A 20,174-nucleotide genomic window follows, 5' to 3' on the forward strand; every position below is an offset into this window, starting at 1 on the left:
GTCTAGGGAAGATAGTAATAAGGATTGGGCAATTTAAATCCTTTTTCCGCATAACCACCAGCCAAATCGCTGAATTGATCGCCAATGGTTGCAATAATGGTATAGCCGCGATTGGCAATGGCTGCTCTTGTTTGAGATTTAAAAGGGATGATGGACGGTTTATCATAGTTCTCGGGTTTTAAATAAATCCCTGCCCATTGTTGATATCCAGCCAATTTTAAATTTTTGGCGGTAGCCTGTCGTTCGGATTCTTTTCTGCCGGTTACAAAAAAGACAGTGATTCCATGAGCTAATGCTTCCTGATAGAACGATAACATGGGTTGAATGGCGGGCGCATCGGCCGCTAAGATTTCTTTATGCAATTGTTCTTTATTGGCAACGAAATGACGTGCAGCCATCTTGTCATAGTTGGATAAACTGGTTTCGTCAATATCAAGAATAATGGCTAGTTTTTCCGGTCGGGATGCTTTCTGATTGGTTTTGACTCTTGTCATGACATAATTGCGCGCATGAATGATTGCTTCAGTCAATTCTTTTTGATATTCACCCGAATCATGATAGGCCATGACTTCATGGGTTAGCTGTGCAAGATTTTGCGGTTCGGCAAAAGAGGTTGTCGTTAATGAGAGAGTGCAAGCAATTGCAAGCAGGGTATTGGTGACCATCTGGAATTTATTCATACGATATGCCGGTAAGCTGCTCATTTGCATGCGCTGCATTATACCTTGAACCATGTGTTTGTCAATGGTTCATAATGGATATATTTAATCCATATTTGTTTTAATTTTAATCTCCCTCGTTATTTGTGTGCGCTCGGAAACTGAATTCAGCTAGGCATGAAACATTTTGTATGTCTGATTTGCGCGTGCGTTAGCAGAGTTTAAGTGCACTACAATTTCCTGGATAGCGCTTTTGTGCACTATCCAGGCTACAGATTAGGGTCGTTTAGCATGCCCTGTATTGGTCATTGCTATTAAAATGAGGTATTATTAACACTTTTCTTAAAATAGAACTAAATTGGTACTATATTAAATAGTGATTTATAATTAAGACTAATACAGTACTAGATTGTTCAAGGCAGGAGTGGTATGCTGCGCATCAGTAAGTTGGCCGATTATGGAACAGTAGTTATGGTGTATCTTGCCAAGCGTGCCCAGCGTGTTTGTAATGCGCGCGATATTGCATTGCATACCCATCTGACTGTGCCTACGGTCAGTAAATTATTAAAACGCTTGACGGCGGCAGGCTTGTTGACTTCGGCGCGTGGCGTGGCAGGAGGATATCGATTGCAACGCCCGGCTGTAGAGATTTCAGTGGCAGAGATTATTTATGCTTTGGAAGAAAATCGTGGGCTTACAGAATGCAGTACTCAGCCTAATGAATGTTCTTTGCAAGGCGTTTGCCACATTCAGGGTAATTGGCAATTAATCAGTCAGGCAATTGAATCGGCCTTGCACAGCGTTAGTTTGGAGGTGTTGGCGAAGCCTTCGCTGCAAGCCTCCGATCTTGAACGCATCAAGCAAATATCTCCCAGGATTGCCGTACGGGAGATGGAGTAATGGAGTCAGTAATGGCTAAAAACGCACAAATCAACTCCCTTCTTGAGCGGGAATATCAACACGGTTTTGTAACGGATATTGACGTTGAAACGTTTCCGCCAGGACTGGATGAGCAAGTCATCCGTCGTTTGTCTGCGATTAAAGGCGAGCCGGAATTTTTATTGGAATGGCGTCTTAAAGCGTATCATCATTGGTTGACAATGACACATCCTGATTGGTCTAGTGTGCATTACCCGCCAGTGGATTATCAAGCCATTTCCTATTACTCGGCGCCCAAGAGTAAAAACGACGGGCCAAAGAGCCTGGACGAGGTCGATCCGGAGTTGCTGCGTACTTACGAAAAACTCGGTATTCCCCTGCGTGAGCAGGAACTGCTGGCTGGTGTTGCCGTGGATGCCGTGTTTGACAGTGTTTCAGTTGCAACGACGTTTAAAGCGAAGCTTGCGGAGAAAGGCGTCATTTTTTGTCCTCTTTCCGAGGCCGTGAAAGAATATCCTGATCTGGTGCGTAAATATTTAGGGTCAGTCGTGCCTTATCGTGATAATTTTTACGCAGCATTGAATTCTGCTGTATTCAGCGATGGTTCCTTTGTTTATATTCCTAAAGGCGTGCGCTGTCCCATGGAATTATCGACGTATTTCCGAATTAACGCGGCGTCCACCGGACAGTTTGAGCGTACCCTTATTGTTGCAGATTGCGATAGCTATGTGTCTTATTTGGAGGGATGTACGGCGCCCATGCGCGATGAAAACCAGCTGCATGCTGCGGTGGTTGAACTGGTGGCTCTGGATGGCGCGCAAATTAAATATTCAACGGTGCAAAATTGGTACCCTGGCGATAAAGAAGGCAAGGGTGGTATTTACAATTTTGTGACCAAGCGCGGTGCTTGCCGGGGCAAACGCTCAAAAATTTCCTGGACCCAGATAGAAACCGGCTCAGCCATCACCTGGAAATATCCCAGTGTGGTATTGCAAGGGGATGAATCGGTGGGTGAATTTTATTCGGTTGCTGTCACCAATAATTATCAACAGGCTGATACAGGAACAAAAATGATTCATTTGGGTAAAAATACCCGTTCGACGATTATTTCCAAGGGCATCAGTGCAGGGCATGCTCATAATGCCTACCGTGGATTGGTACGTATCGCCCCAACCGCGATGAATGCGCGCAACTATACCCAGTGCGATTCGATGTTGATGGGAAGTGAGTGTTCAGCGCATACGTTTCCTTATATCGAGGTCAAACATCCATCTGCACAAGTGGAGCATGAAGCCACGACGTCAAAAATCAGTGAGGAGCAATTGTTTTATTGTCAGCAACGCGGTCTCAGTACGGAAGATGCTGTATCGATGATCGTCAACGGTTTTTGTAAACAAGTATTGAAAGAGTTGCCGATGGAATTTGCGGTGGAAGCCACCAAATTATTAGGTATCAGTCTGGAAGGGGCAGTAGGTTAAGATGTTATCAATCAATCAATTACACGTTGCAATTAATGAACAACCCATTTTAAAGGGAATTGACCTGGAAGTAGGTGCCGGAGAAGTGCATGCCATTATGGGACCGAATGGCTCAGGAAAAAGTACGTTGTCAAAAGTACTGGCTGGGCATCCTGCTTATGAAGTGACAGAGGGTGAAATCACTTACTTAGGCCAGGATTTGCTTCCTTTAGACCCTGCCGAACGAGCACAGGCTGGTATTTTTATGTCATTTCAATATCCAGTAGAAATACCAGGCGTCACGAATATTAATTTTTTAAAAGCCTCCGTTAATGCGGTGCGCAAGAGCCAGAATAAAAAACCATTGGATGCCATTGAATTTTTAAGTTTCATTCGTGAGAAATGTCAATTACTCGATATGGATGAACAGTTTCTATATAGAAGCATTAATGAAGGATTTTCTGGTGGTGAGAAAAAACGCAATGAAATCCTGCAAATGGCAGCCCTTGAACCGAGGCTTGCCATTCTTGATGAAACGGATTCCGGTTTGGATATTGATGCTTTGCGCGTGATTTCGCAGGGAGTTAATGCAATGCGCGGAGAAGATCGTTCCATCATTCTGGTAACGCATTATCAGCGGTTATTAAACTATATTGAACCTGATTACATCCATGTGTTGGCGAATGGCCGAATTATTAAGTCAGGCGATAAATCACTGGCTCATCAGCTGGAAGATAAAGGGTACAGTTGGCTGGAAGAAGTGGAGCAGGCATGAGCGAACTTTTGGACTTTTACCAACAGGAGGCTGCATTACATCAGTCTCAAATACCGTGGCTTGCGAATCTGCAGCATGATGCCTTGACTGATTTTGTCAAGAAAGGCTTTCCTACACGCCATCATGAAGATTGGAAATATACGGCCATTGATTCGTTTCTGAAGCAGCGTTTTTCTGTAAAACAGGCTGCTCATATGGCTATACAAGACGTTCAGACGACTGTTCCAGATGGTCGGCCTATTACCATAGCCAATGGTACGGTTATTAGCCTGGATGCCGCTACTACTGATTTACCAGAAGGCGTGATCGTGCAGCCTCTGACTGAAGCATGGTGCCATTATCCTGAAAAAGTTGAGCCTTATTTGGGAAAGATTCTCCAGCATGAGCACGGTTTTCAGGCTTTGAATACTGCGATGTTGCAACATGGGGTATTTATTTATCTGCCGAAAGACGTGCAGCTGGAGAAGCCATTCGTTCTAACTCATTGGCAAGATAAAACCAACCAGGCGGTTTATCTGCGTCATTTGATTGTCGCGGAAACAGGCAGTAGCGTAACACTTGTTGAGGATTTTCAAGGGATTGCGGATGGTTGTTATTTTACAAATACGGTGACAGAAATCCATGCGGCGGATAAGGCCAGGATCAATCATTACAAGATCCAACGCGAAAGTAAGTATGCATACCATGTTGGCCATGTTGCGGTGAGGCAATCTGCTGATAGCGAAGTCAATAGCCATTCTTTAAGTCTGGGTGGAAAACTGGTGCGCAGTGATATCAGCATCCGCTTATCTGGCTTTCATGCCCGTTGTTTATTAAATGGAATTTATGCACCTGCCGAAGGCCAACATATTGACCATCATACTTATGTGGCGCACGAGGTACCTGATTGTCAAAGCATACAGGATTATAAAGGAATTATAGCAGGTGCTTCACGGGCAGTGTTTAACGGTAAGGTATTTGTTGCTCAAGATGCCCAGCGTACTGAGGCAACGCAGCAAAATAAGAACTTATTACTTGGGGAACACGCTGAAATTGATACCAAGCCGCAATTGGAAATTTTTGCGGATGACGTGGTATGCACGCATGGCGCTACTGTGGGGCAGTTGGATGAAGACGCCTTATTTTATTTGGCCACTCGCGGCATTGACAAAGTTGAAGCAAGCCGCTATTTGATTCAGGCATTTACTGAGGATAATGTGCAAAACATGACACACAAGGAACTGGCTGGTTGGATACGTCAACTATTATTAAACGTTTGTCGTGACAACAATTCTTAAATAAGGGGAAGGCATGAGTAGAGCGAACCAGATCGAAACATTGGACTTGGATGCCATACGTCTTGATTTCCCTGTGCTGCAGCAGAAAATCAATGATAATCCTCTGGTTTATCTGGATAATGCCGCCACGACCCAAAAACCAAACGCGGTGATTAAAGCCATGGCGGATTTTTACAGCCATGATAATGCCAATGTGCACCGCAGTGTTCATACATTGAGTGTGCGTGCGACTCAGCAATTTGAAGCCGCACGCGAAAAAGTTCAGCGTTTTATTCATGCAAGCCATACGCATGAATGCATCTTTGTGCGTGGGACGACGGAAGCGATTAATTTGGTCGCCCAAAGTTTTGTTGCACCTCGAATTCGACCTGGTGAAGAAATTTTAATCACTCATATGGAGCATCATTCAAACATCGTTCCTTGGCAGATGGTGTGTAAAAAAACAGGCGCTCGCTTGGAGGTTGCACCCATTTCACTGGAAGGCGAGGTGCTTCTCGATGAGTTTGAAAAAAAACTGTCAAGCAATACCAAGTTTGTTGCCATCAATTACGTTTCAAATGCGTTAGGTACGATTAATCCGGTTAAGCAAATGATTGAAATGGCCCATGCCCATGGTGCTTTAGTTTTACTCGATGGTGCGCAAGCGACTGCTCACTTGCCGATTGATGTCCAGTCTCTTGATTGTGATTTTTATGCGTTTTCGGGTCATAAAATGTATGGCCCGACAGGCATAGGGGTTCTTTGGGGGAAAGAAGCGTTATTAGATGCCATGGCGCCTTATCAGGGCGGAGGCGAAATGATCAATTACGTGACGTTTGCCGCCACCGATTATGCTCCCTTGCCTTATAAATTTGAAGCTGGAACTCCGAATATTGCTGGTGCCATTGGTTTGGCAGCGGCTATGGATTATTTGTGGTCATTGGATTTGGAAACCATTGTTGCCTATGAATCGCATTTGCTTGATTATGCTGTCCAGGCGGTGCAATCCGTGAAAGGGTTTAATTTGATTGGGACAGCAAAGGATAAAGTGCCCATTATTTCTTTTGTTCATGGCAAGATCCATGCCCATGATATTGGGACGATTCTCGATGCAGAAGGGATTGCCATACGTAGCGGTCATCACTGTGCCATGCCGCTGATGGATTTTTTTGAGGTACCGGCAACCACCCGTATTTCTTTATCGTTTTATAATACAGAACGGGAAATTGATGCTTGTATCAAAGCATTGCATAAGGTGAAAGAGGTATTTGCCAAATGATGAATTTACGCGAATTGTATCAAGAAATCATCATCGATCATAACCGTAACCCACGCAATCATCATGAAATGGCGAATCCAACGTGCCAGGCTAAAGGGTTTAATCCACTTTGTGGTGACAAGGTGACGGTCTATTTGACGCTTCAGGATGATGTGATTCAAGACATCAGTTTTTTAGGGTGTGGTTGTGCCATTTCTCAGGCTTCTGCTTCCCTGATGACGGAGGTGCTACGCGGCAAAACCGTGGAGGAAGCTCATGAATTATTTAGACGTTTTCATCACATGGTGACGGTAGCAGAAGATTCGGAGCCACAATCCATGGATAAATTGACGGTATTGGCTGGCGTGCGTACGTTTCCGGCACGAGTAAAATGTGCCACGCTCGCCTGGCACACTTTGGAAAGCGCGTTGAAGCAGGAAAAAGCCACGGTGACGACGGAGTAGCTCCATGTTAGGGTTTAAAAAAAAGAAACAAGACGATAACGCACTGTTGCAAGAGGCAGTCATCGCGGCGCTTAGAACGGTTTTTGATCCTGAAATTCCAGTGAATATTTATGATTTGGGTCTGATTTACGCCATTCATATCGATGAAACGAAACAAGTTCACATTCAAATGACGCTGACCTCACCAGGATGTCCCGTTGCGCAAACCTTTCCAGGTACCGTTGAACAAGCGGTGAATCAAGTAGAAGGTGTTAAAGAGTGTACCGTTGAATTGGTGTGGGAGCCGCCTTGGACACAAGAGCGCATGAGTGAGGCAGCGCGCCTGGAATTAGGAATGTTTTATTAATCGATGATGAACTTCAATCATTGGCGGCCTTCTGCGGCCATTGAAACTCTACGTAAACGTGCGGCTATCATCGCTAATATTCGTTCTTTTTTTAATTCACGCGGTTATTTGGAAGTGGAAACACCGGTGATGGCTCAATATGGCGTGACGGATGTTTATCTGACAAACATTCAAGCTCAATGTCGAGGAAAATCTTATTTTCTGCAAACGTCGCCGGAATATCATATGAAACGCTTGCTGGCAGCGGGCAGCGGGCCAATTTTTCAGCTGGCGCGCGTGTTTCGCGATGATGAACTGGGCCGTTGGCATAATCCAGAATTTACTTTATTGGAATGGTACCAGCTGGGTATTGATCATATTGCATTAATGGATGAAGTCGATGTTTTATTACAAGCAATCCTTGGTTGCAAGTCGATGCGTCGGCAAACGTATCAGCAGTTGTTTCTAGCGGTGTGTGGTTTCGATCCTTTTACGGCCGATTTACCTGAATTAAGGCAAGTTTTACGACGTTTTAATTTGCAAGGTGTCTTGGTGGAGGATGAGCAGGATAGGGATCAATATTTATTTTTATTGATGAGCCATGTGATTGAACCTGCGCTTGCCAGAGAGCAGGTGCCTGTTGCCGTGTATCATTTTCCACCGTCTCAGGCGGCGCTTGCTCAAATTAATCATGGTGTAGCAGAACGGTTTGAAGTGTATTTTCGCGGTGTAGAACTGGCGAATGGGTTTCATGAATTAACCGATGCGCGCATTCAACGTGCCCGCTTAAAACGGGATGTAGAGATTCGTTGTGCACAAGGATTAACGGGTAGTCAGCCAGACGAATATTTTCTGCAAGCATTAGAACACGGCTTGCCTGCCTGCAGTGGAGTGGCGTTAGGGATTGACCGTCTGCTGGCATTAGCTCTTGAGCAGCCCGCCATTGCCAAGGTGATTGCATTTGATTTTTTCAATGCTTAAGAGCAGTTAATAAGCTCTAACGTTACTTGACGGCATGATATAAAATCATGAAGGACGACGAGTACTACCCCTGATACAATCGCCTACATCGGGCTCTGCTTCAATTAAATTATCTGCCCCTGTAACAGGCTCGTGAGGTTGATCTGTATCTTGTTGTACTTGACTTCCCTTGGCTTTTTTTTTCCTTGCTGCCTCCAACGCTTTGCGGGAAGTATCAAGAAAAGACCAAGACTCAGGATTAGGTTTTTTGTCCATTTTTTCTCCTTTTGTAAACGTTTATTCTACCATTAAAATAGGCAAAGTAACATTAAGTTCTCTCTTACCCATTTATACTTTTCTATTCTAACAGGATCATTAAGAACTTAGACCCATCGTTGTTCCCGGCCCAGGACTCTCTTCCACTAAATTTTCTGGGAGACAGTGTGTTAAATCAAGGGTAAACCCTTTCTCTAATAATGGAGCAAAATAGTCCGTTGTCCTGCGAATATCTGCGCCCATATAGAGTGTTTCAATACTATCGGCTTTGGGATTAATGGTTTCCTTTTTAATCCAATTTTGCAAATCTTTCTCATTGTAAATGGTGATTACTCTATTGCGCATATTAATGGAAGCAAACATGCGCAAATCTGCAGAATTATTATCATACATTGCCACACTGGTGTTGCTGCCAATCAGTTCATCTTGATTTAATGATTTGATAAATTCGCCAGGCACTGCTTGATGAGAGCCTAGCAAACCCTCGGTATGTTCAAATCGGTTGGTTCTTTCTCCGCGGTGATACGCTCGTTCTATGGCCGTAGCCGCGTCGGTTGATACCGCCGCAATAATTAATTCTCCATAGCGCAGACTTGCTTCTTTTAGCTCATCGGGTTTTAATTTTGTTTGATCATGCATAAAATGAGGATAACGCGCGGTTTCTTGACCTCGTTGCGCAATGATTGTCATAACTCTTTCTTTTACTGCCAGGGCTTCTTCATACGTGTATTGAGAGTAGCGTTTGCTGTCACGCTCAGGATTTAATAAAAAAGGTTTAATTCTATCGGCATTATGATGGACAAGTTCGTTCCAGGTAATACTTTTAGGGGTGCGTCTTCTGAGCGACTCTTCAATATTTCGCAGGCACGTGCCTTTTCCTGAAGCAACACCACCGGTTGTAAAAATGGCGATGCCTTCTTCTCTGGGAACATAAGGTAATCGCTCAAGAGCACCTGCCGAGCAATGTCGTTCAATATGATCACGCACCACTGTGCCTATATGTTCTTGTGAACGTTTTGTATAAATCAAGGCTATCCAGCGTTGTAAGCAGACGGTTTGCAATAATTCCCGGTTCTCAGCGTAAGGTGATTGGGTTGCAATCTCATCATAGAGTTGCCGCATGGTGTGTCGTTCACTTTCAGAAAAAGGTGAATCATCGAGGTTTTCACCTCGGGCTAATGCAGTAAAAAAATCAGGCAACTGTGTTGACAAGCTCGCGTATAATTCTGTGCAAAAGGTTTGTAGAGCGATTGAATCACCGGAACGGAGTGACTCTTTTACCAACTCAAAGGCTCTACGAAAGGTACCTTCTTCATCGTCCGTCGCCACATCGAGTTTTACACCGGCTTGTAATTGCGCGAGGATTTCATTGTCAATCAGTCGTTCCGGCTGCAAACAGACCAAACTCCTGACAAATTCTTTCGGATAAGCATCCATGCATGCTTTCAAGACCATGAGGCCATGCTCATCATGGGTGTTTATTGAATTGGAAAGAATAGTAAAATCTGTCTCTTTAATTTTTTTTCTTTTAGTAATTTTGGCTTTTAAGTCTTTTGTTCGTACAAAAAAAGCAAATGGATTCGGCATGATGGCACACTATTTTTGTATATATTTTGATATAATAGTACACAAAAAATACATAAACAACGTTGCCGCACTTCGTAACAGAATTGGTATGGTTTGGAGCCATCCATCAAATGCATGGTCGTTGCTTGTTATGATGTTCAATTAATATTGAAATTGTACAAATGAATATCTATAATGCGGGCCTTTAAAACATTCCGGAGGAATCCTGTGCCTGCTTTTTTCCAAAAACCTTCCAATGCGTTATTTGAGCATGCGGCTACTTTGTCTGATTATCAGGGAAAGGTGCCATTTAATCCCGATGACCCACAGCACACCACGTTATTAACCGATTGCTCTCGCTCGGTGCGGGAAAAGTTACATGGTTTGCAAACGATTGATAAGAAAATCGTCATTGGATTTTCATTAGGTGTGTTGGCTTTTGGCTTGTCCTGGATTTTACCGCTGAGTATTGTTGCAGCGGGTGCTTTTGCCTATGCGGCTTATCAATGGGGACGTAGGCAACAAGCTTATGCGGACTATACGCAGGCGCTTGAAAATTTGGTTAAATGTTGCATCTGGACGTTAGGGGACGTTAAACAGGAACGCGTGATTGATCATCCTGCTGTGAAAGAAATGATTGATACGTTAGCGCCAGTGACCAGCGCCCAGCAATTACGAGATTTCATTGATGACCGCGTAGAAGATGGCTTCGTTGAACGTGCGGAGGAAACGAAAAGAAATACAGAACTGTTGGATCAGCACTTAAATCAAGAACAAGCCGATCTTTATTACAAAATATATGGTTATCAACAGGGTGGTGTTTTAGCCATCCTGAAAGGAATAGGATATGCCATTAAAAATGGCTTTAAGACACTCAAAGAAGCGTGCTTTAGCTCTTCTCAAGAAGAATCGCGCGCATCCTCACCTGTGATGTGAATGTTGCAGCGATAGGGGGTGATGTGTTCGCAACCCCCTAGCGTTCAAGCCATTGGTAGCGCTTGATAAACCTCTGTCATGTTTTGAGAAAAAGGGATTCATCGGCTATTATTTATGCATCGTTCTCATTTCACAGAAAAGCTATGCGCCCCCTTCCTTTTAAACCGCCTATTTTGGTGAGAAATAAGCACCTGCAGACAATCATCAGTTCAAAAAAAAGCCCAATTATTGGGGGCATGGTCAACCATGAGCAACTCATTGATATCAAGGTACATACCGATGAAATGGTGCATTTGACTGGTTATTATTCATCACAAAATGAGAAACAGGCGAAAGGATTGGTGATTCTTCTACATGGCTGGCTTGGTTGTGATAAGTCGACTTACATGTTGGCCAGAGGGGAGCGGCTTTATCAGGAAGGCTATGATGTTTTTCGCTTGAATATGCGCGATCATGGTTCAACCGTTGCGCTCAACAAAGGACTCTTTCATGGTTGTCGATTAAATGAAGTGTTCCAGGCCATTAAAAAAATAGCCGAGTTAAAGCCGGATTTACCGCTTTATTTGGTAGGTTTTTCCATGGGTGGCAGTTTTGCTTTGAGAGTTGGATGGCAACAAAGTATCGAAGCGTTACCCATTAAAAATTTAAAAAAAATCGTTGCCATTTGTCCATCGGTTAATCCTGCACAGGTGACGGATGCGATTGATAAATCCATCCTTTACCGATCGTATTTTTGTAATAAATGGAAAGCTAATCTTCTTGAAAAGCAAAAACATTTTCCTGAACTTTATGATTTTAATTCCCTATTCTCCTTAAAAAGTTGTAAGCAAATCACCGAAGCCTTGATTAAACAATATTCGGAATACCCGGATTTAGAGGCTTATTTCGCAGAGTACCATTTTTCTCAAGAAAAACTTAAAGCCGTGTGTGTGCCCATGACTGTTTTGGCCGCGGCCGATGATCCCGTCATTCCCATCGAAGGCTTTCAGGAACTAAAACAGATCAATCCTTTCTTTGATTTAAACATCACGCATTATGGCGGTCATGTTGGCTACATTAATGCATTATCAGGAAGCTCCTGGCTTGATATGGTTTTACCCTCCTTACTCTCAGATAAGCCCTTGTAGGTTTTGCCTGGGCATTAAGCCTGGATATTGCTTCGCACTATCCAGGTTTTTGTATGATTTCCCGGATACCGCTTGCGCTATCCAAACTACGAATGAGGTCATGCCAAACTGACATTAGTTAACTTTTTTTTTAAACGCTTGCTTACCCGCGATTTACGCAAGTAGAGCAAAAAGGCTGGAAACAACATGAGCAAGATACCTGTGGTAAAAACAAGGCGAAAATGATGGGCACCGCCAACGTCCATGCTGTTTTCCGGCGGGAAAAAACCTACTATCAAGGTGATGATGCAGCCAAAAATACCCAAGAGACAGGTAAAATAATAACCGAAGCGGCCACCTGGAATGGAGAAAGGGCGTAGTTTAGCGGCAAACTTGCCTTTAAGATGAATGGCCGCCAGAAACATCATCACATACATGAGAATGTAAAGCTCTGTGCTTAAGGCAGTGAATAGCCAATAGATGGCATTTACAGTAGGAAACAGTAGAAAGCCGCTGCACAATAGAGTTACAAGTACGGCTTGCAAAAGTAAAATCCTTGAGGCAATGCCATGCTGATTCAGGCGATAAAGCCAATGGGGCAGGAAGCCGTGATCGGCTGCGAGTAGCAACCCTTTGGCCGGTGAAATGATCCAGTTGACCATGCTGCCAAGACTGCCAAGTAAAAGTAAAACGACCATGACTGGCATTAACGCTGATAAATGATATGCGGCAAAAAAGTTAGTAAATGCTTGCATGACCCCATGCACCAAGCTAATTTTTTCCTGCGGCAGAACAAAGGCGATGGCCAGCGAACCAAAGATCATTGTCGTTAAAATGAGCAACACGGAAAAATACATGGCGCGGGGAAAATTGCGTTGCGGATTGTGTACATTGCGCACATGCACAGCTGCCAGCTCCATGCCAAGAAAGGAGGTCATGATGGCGGTCAATGATATCCAGGACTGCGTGTCTGCCCAGTGTGGAATCAGGGTATGCCAGTTTAAATGAATAGCCAGCGGGTTGCCTTTGATAAGCCATATCAGTGCTAATAAAATGATGAATCCCATGGGGATAATCATGCCGACAATGGCACAAAAACTTGCAAATGCGGCAGAAGCTCGTAAACCGGCAAGCCCGAGCAGCGTGAGTGACCAGAACGTGATAAGAATCACGCTAATTAAGTAATATTTGTTTTGCGCGAGCTCAGGATTGATTACATAGGCCAAGGTTCCTGCAATAAACGACAAAATAGTAGGATACCAAACCATGGTATTAATCCATTGCAGCCAAATAGTAAAAAATGCCCAGTTTTCACCAAAGGCATGCCGAACCCAGCTGTATACGCCGCCTTCTTCTTCTGACCAGGTAGAGGATAATTCAGCTGAAACCAGAGCAACGGGAATCAGAAAAACAATGGCTGAGAAAATAAAGAAAAAAATAAGGGAGGAGCCAAAAAGCGCCGTGGCTGGCAAATTGCGAATGCTATCAATAGCGCCAGTAATTAATAATACCAATGCAAAGACAGAAATTTTTTCAGAAGACCAGGCTTTCATCAATAGCAAACCTTAGTTGGTAAAAATATAAAAACGTTTGAATGCTTGTGCTGACATTTTTTCTGCAAGCGCCAAACTGAACAGTATGAGTAACGAAGCACAGAAAATCAATGCATTTCCGCTGTCGTCCATGAAGGCCCTTACGTCAAAAATGTTAACTCATCCCTTTGAATCTTTTAACCATTCCTCCCTTTATTTAAAGGGAGGTTGGGAGGGATTTTTCCCTTAAAGGGCAGAATAGTCAAGTCATGAATTAGCCTGGAGTATTATCAGGTGTAGCGGTTTCCTCTGGATCTTTGGGCGCAGATGGACGACGGCTATTGGCGGCAAATAATCCAATGCCTGCAGCAAGCAATGCTCCGCCTCCCACGGCCATACCGATCCCCGGAGCAGTTCCTATACCCAACGTACCAACAATGGCCAGAACACCAACTGCCGCAATGGCTGCTCCTAAAACCATCATGGCAACTCCTAATGCTTGCCATAAACGGGAAGGATGCTTTTGCAATTCAGCACCATGGTGCTCATAGGCACGACGCAATTTATCCCGTTCTTCTCCTGGTGGAGCGGTAAGTAGTTGTTCTGTTCTTGCCAGTTCATCTGCTAATCGCCGTGGGTCTTCACCCGCTTTATGCAAAGCAGTAACGGTACGTTGAACCTCCTTAGCGGCTTCCTTGACCCTCTTATCATGGACCCGTCTCGTGGTCTTATCCAAAGCAGCAAGGTTCCGAGGGAAATCCTCTGCAGGCAATGGATGGCTTATTGGTGCAACTGGTTCATCCGGCATGATAACCTGGCGCTTTTGGGGAGCGGTGAATGGCCTTGCTGGTACGGGTCTTAGTGGTGTAAAAGGTGGCTCTGTTGAAGCAACTGGCCGTCTCATAGAAGGAGTTGTATGTTTGGGAGTAGGTTGTGGCATCACAGGTTGCAAACTTACTGGAGGGATTGCTTTCTGCAGCACTGTGCCGAATGGATGTGGAGAGGCTTTTACAGAAGGATGTGGTGATGCATCCGGCAAACCTGGTAGAGCCAAGGTTCTCCCAGACCAAGGAATAACAGCACCTCCAGTCAATTGCAACGCTGAAGGTTGCAGGGGTAAGCCTGTTTTTCTGACCATGGTTGGATGGCCAAACAAGGTGAGGCTCAGGGCAGAAGGAGTGTCCAATACGGTTGTTCCGGGTACGGGACTTATCAATAATTGGCCGGCATTAAAAAAACCTCGCCAGACATTTGGGCGTTGCAGGATACCATCCAGGATTCTGGGATCAACAAACAAGGTTTGTGATAAAACACGTGGTTGTCTTGAGAAAGCAGCGGGCGTAACAGCAACACTTCGTGTCATGGCGTCGTCTGTGGAGGTCGTTAATTCCTCCATTGAGGGGGCATGCACGTCAGGTAAACCCGTTAATGCAGCAGACAATGTTGGTAAAGGAACGGCAGCGCCACCTGTAAATCGTAAAACGGGTGGGGTACCAATCAGTTCACCAATCGTTGAGTAGCCAAACAGCTTGATTCTAAATGCAGGAGGAGTATCCAGGGCGCTTGTCCCACTAAGTACTGGACTGACGGATAATTGACCTAAACGAACGAGTCTTTGTAAAAGCGCTGGATTGGCCAGCATGCGGTCGATGGTTTCTTGAGTAATGGATAAGGTGCGTGGTTGTACAGGGTGTTGTGCCTCAATACTTAATGCATCGGTTAATTCTGATTCTCTTGTTGCAAGTGTTCTTTCTGCTGGGGACTGGTCATCAGAATCTGGAGTCATGGCAGAAGGCAAGAGGGAGCGGTATAAAGGCATGCGAGTGACAGGTGCACTTGGAAACCTGATTTGCTGGGCAAGAAGCCATGCCATAGGCGAGTAAGTCATTGCCGGTAAATAGGGGTAAAAAAGTAATTGGGTGACAAGGCCTTGTGGCATCATCGGCCTGCGATTAAATCGTACAAGCGGTAATGGAGGTGCATCACGGCGTATTGCTTCGACTTCTTCTGGAGTAAAGGAGATGCCACGAGGATGACTTACAGGCGTTTGCTCTGATGCCGCAGGCAAGGGTGTTGCTGATATTGATTGTTCTGGGGTAAAAGAAAAGGGCAAGACAGACCATGGATGAACGTTAACGACGGCGCGTGGCAAACTGACAAATGCTGCTGGAAAACGACGACTGGCGTCTGTTAGTGGCGCAGTTGCAACATCAGAAAATTGCATGGTTTCAGTAGATGATTCTCCGGATCTTATCCAATTCGAAATCCCAATACCTAGAGCGGGTGCCGCACGTCGCGCTGTGCGCACAATAGTTCTGAACATAATAACCTCATTGATCTTGTGTTTTTTAATTATACATCATGATGATTAACTAGTCATTAGCTGCGAGAGACTTTTTGAGACATTGAAGTGGCTTGAAGAATAGACCAAAGCTATACCTGAGTGCTGTCAATGCGGCAAATTCTGAAGTTATGGAGGCATAGGTATTATGAGCTGGCAGCGGACGTCCCTTGCACGGTTACGATGATCTTACGGTCGGTGGCATGACTTCGGTGCTCGCAAAGATAAATGCCTTGCCATTGTCCCAATAACAATTGATTGTCTTTTAATGGAATGGTGAGAGCTGAGCCGAGAATGACGTTTTTGATGTGGGCAGGCATGTCGTCTTCTCCTTCCAGCGTATGGCGATAGCGTGAATTATCTTCTGGCACGGTTTGATTGAAATGCATTTCCAAGTCCAGGCGAACATCATGGCAAGTGTTTTCACTGATGGTTAATGACGCAGAGGTATGCTGCAGAAATAGATGCACGAGGCCTATTTTGAACCATGGCATATCGGACATTGCTTGTGTTATTTCGTTGGTGATTAAATGAAATCCACGGGGTTTTGCCGCCAGCACACATTGGTTTTGCCAATAGCGAATGGTTGCATTAGCCATGACGTTTTCCATCACGGCAGGCAGGAGATGAGCGTACGTCGCTAGCGTTTTTTTGCCATTCTTCGGGGGTAAATAAATGCAGGCTTAACGCATGCAGACCCATTGAAAATTCTTGCGTTATCAAAGAATTCACTAAACGATGGCGGTCAATACGCTTTAAAGAGGCGAATCGTTGAGAAACGGCAATGATTTTAAAATGAGATTCGCCATCGACAGGCACATGATGGCGCCGGGATTCGTCTTCGATCGCCAAGACGTCAGGGGATAACCCCGCTAATAATACTTCATGAATGCGTTGTTTTCGCGACATACTAGTAAATGGTTGTTCAGAATAAATAAAGTATACGCAGTAAATGGTAATTTGTCATGAATCAAAAAATGCTCCCTTTAAAGAAGATAGAAGTGATTAAGATAGCTCAATACGGCATAAACCAGGAAAACTGCATTGTTGGCATAGACTTTCATGAGACGGTTGCACGACACAGTGTCCCTGACGAATTTCATTGGCAAGCGTGGTTAGCTGCTGATGCCATTGCTGTTGTAATTCCGACCATTGTTCTTCTTTTTTTAAACCCCGAATGCCCTCCACGGCAAGTGCTTTTTCACTCAAACCACTGCAACTTAATTTTCCGGCTTTTAATTGAATGAATAATAAGGCATTAATCCGTTCATCCAATAAAGCATACAGCAGTAACTGTGGCTCTTGGGGGCGTTCTTCTCTCCAGGGCAAGCTAATCGGCAAAGAACTCTTGTAATCGATAACCCATGTTTTATCGCCAACCTCATCCAGTCGATCAACCCGCAGGCGAAACTCAAGGCCAGCAAGTTGAATGGTGAAGGTCTGCTCAATGGCTTTAACTGCAAAGGGCGGTCGCTGTTTTTCCCAAGCAAGGCAGGCATGGGCTAATTGTTTCAGCCGCTCTTGTTCTAAGGCTTGCAATAATGGGGGAAAAGAATACCGACGATAATCCATTGTGGCAGGCAGAGTAGTTTGAATGGCTTGCATGATGCAAGTGTCTAGCTCATGCTGTGTCATTTCGAGCAATTGCTGCTGATTGCCAATGGCTTGCCATATTTTTTCCATGATTTTATGCAGAACTTGGCCGCGCTCCCTGGCGTCAGGTCCGGAAGACAGTTCTGGACCTTTTTTGGCGTGCAAACGATGGGTCGCAAAAGCTCGGAAAGGACATTTTGCTTGATTGGCTAATAAAGCAGTGCCGCCAGTGATGACTTCATCATCCGCGAAAGGAATTTGATAGGATTCTTTCCTGATCTGTAATAAAGAAGCAGCTGAGGTGGGCTGTTTCTCTGTGGTGAGATGAGGATAGTCATGGATGAGGGGACTGGGCATGTTTGGACTATCACCCGAAAGCTGCGGGTAACTAAACACACTATACTTACAGCCGTTTTGCAATTGTTTTATTAATTGCTGGGCAAATTTTAATTCTTGTTCAGGCAGAGCATGCGGCATCTGGTGTTTCTTTTGTAATTCTATGGGAATAAAAGCCGATAAATTGGTTTTTTGTGGCAGGCATTGATCCGTCATGCCGCTGACCCATAGGCTATCGAATGTACATCCGCAGGCTTCCAGCAGGCCAAGTATTTGGATTGGGTTTGTGGATTTCTGTGCTTGAAAGATGGTTGATGTTGCTATGTATCGCAAGCTGTTTAATGCTTGCTTTTTAGTCATCACAGGATAAATGATGGACAGTTGCAAGAATTCATCGAATAGAGCAATAAAGCGTTGTAAGCATTGATAGGTTGCAGAGTTGAGCGCATATTCTCCGGGAAATCCCATGCCATGCAGGCGCTGTTTGTAATACATTATCCATTCATGGGGAGCTGCTTGTTCAGGATAAGTCTGTAGGGTGGCTAGTAATTTAGTGAGTTTCGGTGTTGTGCGCTGTAATTCTTGCAGGAGAAGAGGAAATGAAATGTGTGCTTCCTGCAATAATTGACTGGTCTGCAAAGCGTCTGCACGTTGCTGAAATTCAGTTTTTGCACCGCTGAGATAAGGAGAATGAAGCAGCAATCGGACTTGAGCGTTGCTTAGGGTGTCTGTATTAAGCTCCAGCCAGTTAAGTGCGTGCGCAACCAGCGGATAATATGCCAACGATTCACCCAGTGAAACGGTGAATGACGGTTGTGGAAGTCGTTGTTGCAACAATCGTTGTAGGCGATGAGAGTGGACTTCTAGATCCGGAACAACCACACCAATACGTTGATCACCTGCTGCAAGTCGCGTCTTAATCCATTCAATCATCTGTAAGTACTCATCTTGATGATCGGTTGCGGCATACTGGTATATGGCAGTGGTTTGTGTTGGTAAATCGTAATCGTATTGCTGGCAGCCGGTTTGATTAAAGGCGTGCCGAATAGAGCGTTGCTGAGGTGTGTACTCATTAAAACAGGTCCAAATAACCACAGGAATATCGAGTACTTTAATATAACTTAATAAATAATTTGCTAATTGATCTTCAGTGATGGCATGAAGCGTTGTCAGTTGCGTTTGCAATTGTTGCTGCCACTGTTGAAATTGTTGGGCTTGCGGTATTTGCGCAAAAGAAGGATGCGAGAAATCGAGTTGCCAAAGTTGACAATGCGACCAGGCTTCCTGGATTTGATGGAGAAGTCCCTCAGTGACTGATGAATAGGCTGAGTCATTAAGAATTTTTTTCCATAAATGATGCTGTTGCAGTTGTGTCAGGACAATGGGATGTTCTGCATAGGGGGCTTTATGGCGAACTTGTTTAAATAAATCATGTAAAAAGCTTTGATAAGGAAGACAGCGTGGTTTTTTAGAGGCCCGGACTCCCTGGGTTTTAAAAAAATCATGCAATAGCTGCTTGCTTAAGCGATTATTCGGCGTAATGACGTACGCCCCTTCTTTCATTTCGCTAAATAATGCGGTCTGGTTTTCCAAAATACAAGGAGAAGCTGTCGCCATATCACTGCTTAATGACGATTGTTTTTAGGAGGTGTGATCGTTGCTTCGCCATATTTTGCTGTTTTGTTTTTGATGATTTTCTCTTTTGGAGATCTTCTGCGAACATTAAGCGACTGTAACAAATAATAAACCAAATAGCCACGAAGATAGAGTGCTGCAAGCCCCGCAATCAGAGCAAGCCAGAAACCCGCCAATAGAAAGCTGTATAAGAGCACGATAATGTACATATAAGCCATATCTTGAAAAGAGGCTTCCGTAAATAAATCGGGGTGATGCTGGTGAAGAAAAAAAATAAATCCGAGCGTATAAACTGGCAGTGCCGCAATCACCATTGAGAACGCCCACCAGAAAGCTGCTTTTTTATAAGGTCTTTTGCTATGCACAATCTTTTCGCCAAATAGAGCCCCAAAACAAGCCGAGATGACGACCGCAAGAATGATGGCTTTGAAAATGGGCAGCAACTGTTCGACACCCATGGCATAGAAAATGGTATCCAGAACAATCGTGGCAATGATTGCCAATAGGCTAAAATAAATCGCAGATAACATGCGAGGATTGGAAAGGGTCAGTGCTTCGTCCTGTTTATCCATGGCGGTATCCTTATCGAATGGTCTGCAGCCCTTGGACTCGCAAACCATGGAAAGTGCATTGCCCTTGTACTTTTAAACATCCTTGTGGCATTCAAGCGCTCTCCCTAGTGCTTCATTGTCAAGAGGCAACATGCACTTTCCATGGTTTGCGAGCATGTCTATTAATGTATAATTTTAGACCATATTTATTATTTTGGTGGAATTATCTACACTTAATGGATACGAATAAAGGAAAACAATGGATAAGC

19 protein-coding genes are annotated in these 20,174 nt (G+C 44.4%); 10 read left to right on the forward strand and 9 right to left on the reverse strand.

All coding sequences use genetic code 11. The features are described from left to right. Positions 1 to 2: 2 nt before the first annotated feature. A complete protein-coding gene (locus tag E1O52_RS06790; protein ID WP_242602191.1) occupies positions 3 to 734 on the reverse strand; it encodes an HAD family acid phosphatase in 732 nt (243 codons plus the stop codon). 354 nt (positions 735 to 1,088) lie between these two features. Between E1O52_RS06790 and E1O52_RS06795 the strand changes: the two genes are divergently transcribed. The 8 genes from E1O52_RS06795 to epmA are packed head-to-tail and all read left to right on the forward strand — an operon-like array spanning position 1,089 to position 8,054. Continuing rightward, a complete protein-coding gene (locus E1O52_RS06795) occupies positions 1,089 to 1,559 on the forward strand; it encodes an SUF system Fe-S cluster assembly regulator (protein ID WP_133127958.1) in 471 nt (156 codons plus the stop codon). Between the two features lie 11 nt (positions 1,560 to 1,570). Further along, positions 1,571 to 3,016 (forward strand): Fe-S cluster assembly protein SufB, encoded by a 1,446-nt coding sequence (gene sufB / locus E1O52_RS06800; RefSeq protein ID WP_133127959.1) that lies wholly within the window; start codon positions 1,571 to 1,573, stop codon positions 3,014 to 3,016. Between the two features lies 1 nt (position 3,017). Next, a complete protein-coding gene (sufC, locus tag E1O52_RS06805; RefSeq protein WP_133127960.1) occupies positions 3,018 to 3,770 on the forward strand; it encodes a Fe-S cluster assembly ATPase SufC in 753 nt (250 codons plus the stop codon). After that, on the forward strand, positions 3,767 to 5,047 hold the full coding sequence (sufD, locus tag E1O52_RS06810; RefSeq protein WP_133127961.1) for a Fe-S cluster assembly protein SufD: 1,281 nt from the start codon (positions 3,767 to 3,769) through the stop codon (positions 5,045 to 5,047). The genes sufC and sufD overlap by 4 nt, the downstream gene beginning before the upstream one ends. Before the next feature lie 13 nt (positions 5,048 to 5,060). Continuing rightward, positions 5,061 to 6,305: an aminotransferase class V-fold PLP-dependent enzyme gene (locus E1O52_RS06815; RefSeq protein WP_133127962.1), complete on the forward strand. Its 1,245-nt coding sequence runs from the start codon at positions 5,061 to 5,063 to the stop codon at positions 6,303 to 6,305. After that, positions 6,302 to 6,748, forward strand: coding sequence for a Fe-S cluster assembly sulfur transfer protein SufU (gene sufU, locus E1O52_RS06820; protein WP_133127963.1), 447 nt, complete (start codon positions 6,302 to 6,304; stop codon positions 6,746 to 6,748). The genes E1O52_RS06815 and sufU overlap by 4 nt, the downstream gene beginning before the upstream one ends. Positions 6,749 to 6,752: 4 nt before the next feature. Beyond that, positions 6,753 to 7,094 (forward strand): SUF system Fe-S cluster assembly protein, encoded by a 342-nt coding sequence (locus E1O52_RS06825; protein ID WP_133127964.1) that lies wholly within the window; start codon positions 6,753 to 6,755, stop codon positions 7,092 to 7,094. A gap of 6 nt (positions 7,095 to 7,100) precedes the next feature. Continuing rightward, positions 7,101 to 8,054, forward strand: coding sequence for an elongation factor P--(R)-beta-lysine ligase (epmA, locus tag E1O52_RS06830; protein ID WP_133128024.1), 954 nt, complete (start codon positions 7,101 to 7,103; stop codon positions 8,052 to 8,054). A 45-nt stretch (positions 8,055 to 8,099) separates the two neighbouring features. On the opposite strand, the gene E1O52_RS06835 is transcribed toward epmA, so the two are convergent. Both E1O52_RS06835 and E1O52_RS06840 read right to left on the reverse strand, forming a co-directional pair. Then, on the reverse strand, positions 8,100 to 8,309 hold the full coding sequence (locus E1O52_RS06835) for a hypothetical protein (RefSeq protein ID WP_133127965.1): 210 nt from the start codon (positions 8,307 to 8,309) through the stop codon (positions 8,100 to 8,102). 99 nt (positions 8,310 to 8,408) lie between these two features. Continuing rightward, positions 8,409 to 9,896 (reverse strand): zeta toxin family protein, encoded by a 1,488-nt coding sequence (locus E1O52_RS06840; RefSeq protein ID WP_133127966.1) that lies wholly within the window; start codon positions 9,894 to 9,896, stop codon positions 8,409 to 8,411. 207 nt (positions 9,897 to 10,103) lie between these two features. Between E1O52_RS06840 and E1O52_RS06845 the strand changes: the two genes are divergently transcribed. Both E1O52_RS06845 and E1O52_RS06850 read left to right on the forward strand, forming a co-directional pair. Continuing rightward, the gene (locus tag E1O52_RS06845; RefSeq protein WP_133127967.1) at positions 10,104 to 10,811 is read left to right on the forward strand and encodes a hypothetical protein; all 708 of its coding nucleotides are present in this window, start codon (positions 10,104 to 10,106) and stop codon (positions 10,809 to 10,811) included. Positions 10,812 to 10,954: 143 nt separating this feature from the next. Next, a complete protein-coding gene (locus tag E1O52_RS06850) occupies positions 10,955 to 11,938 on the forward strand; it encodes a YheT family hydrolase (RefSeq protein ID WP_133127968.1) in 984 nt (327 codons plus the stop codon). Positions 11,939 to 12,036: 98 nt separating this feature from the next. Here the strand turns inward: E1O52_RS06850 and E1O52_RS06855 are convergent, their stop codons facing one another. The 6 genes from E1O52_RS06855 to E1O52_RS06880 all read right to left on the reverse strand — a co-directional run bounded on the left by E1O52_RS06855 (position 12,037) and on the right by E1O52_RS06880 (position 19,926). After that, complete coding sequence (locus E1O52_RS06855) at positions 12,037 to 13,470, reverse strand: APC family permease (RefSeq protein ID WP_133127969.1); 1,434 nt, start codon at positions 13,468 to 13,470, stop codon at positions 12,037 to 12,039. A gap of 253 nt (positions 13,471 to 13,723) precedes the next feature. Continuing rightward, complete coding sequence (locus E1O52_RS06860) at positions 13,724 to 15,772, reverse strand: hypothetical protein (protein ID WP_133127970.1); 2,049 nt, start codon at positions 15,770 to 15,772, stop codon at positions 13,724 to 13,726. Between the two features lie 164 nt (positions 15,773 to 15,936). Next, positions 15,937 to 16,389, reverse strand: coding sequence for a secondary thiamine-phosphate synthase enzyme YjbQ (locus E1O52_RS06865; protein WP_133127971.1), 453 nt, complete (start codon positions 16,387 to 16,389; stop codon positions 15,937 to 15,939). Further along, positions 16,382 to 16,699: a BolA family protein gene (locus E1O52_RS06870; protein ID WP_133127972.1), complete on the reverse strand. Its 318-nt coding sequence runs from the start codon at positions 16,697 to 16,699 to the stop codon at positions 16,382 to 16,384. Before E1O52_RS06870 ends, E1O52_RS06865 begins: the two co-directional genes overlap by 8 nt. 96 nt (positions 16,700 to 16,795) lie before the next feature. Next, a complete protein-coding gene (locus E1O52_RS06875; protein ID WP_133127973.1) occupies positions 16,796 to 19,336 on the reverse strand; it encodes a PD-(D/E)XK nuclease family protein in 2,541 nt (846 codons plus the stop codon). A gap of 8 nt (positions 19,337 to 19,344) precedes the next feature. Then, positions 19,345 to 19,926: a hypothetical protein gene (locus E1O52_RS06880; protein WP_133127974.1), complete on the reverse strand. Its 582-nt coding sequence runs from the start codon at positions 19,924 to 19,926 to the stop codon at positions 19,345 to 19,347. Positions 19,927 to 20,174 lie beyond the last annotated feature (248 nt).

The organism is Legionella nagasakiensis, from assembly GCF_900639915.1.
In the GTDB taxonomy this organism is placed as follows: domain Bacteria; phylum Pseudomonadota; class Gammaproteobacteria; order Legionellales; family Legionellaceae; genus Legionella_A; species Legionella_A nagasakiensis.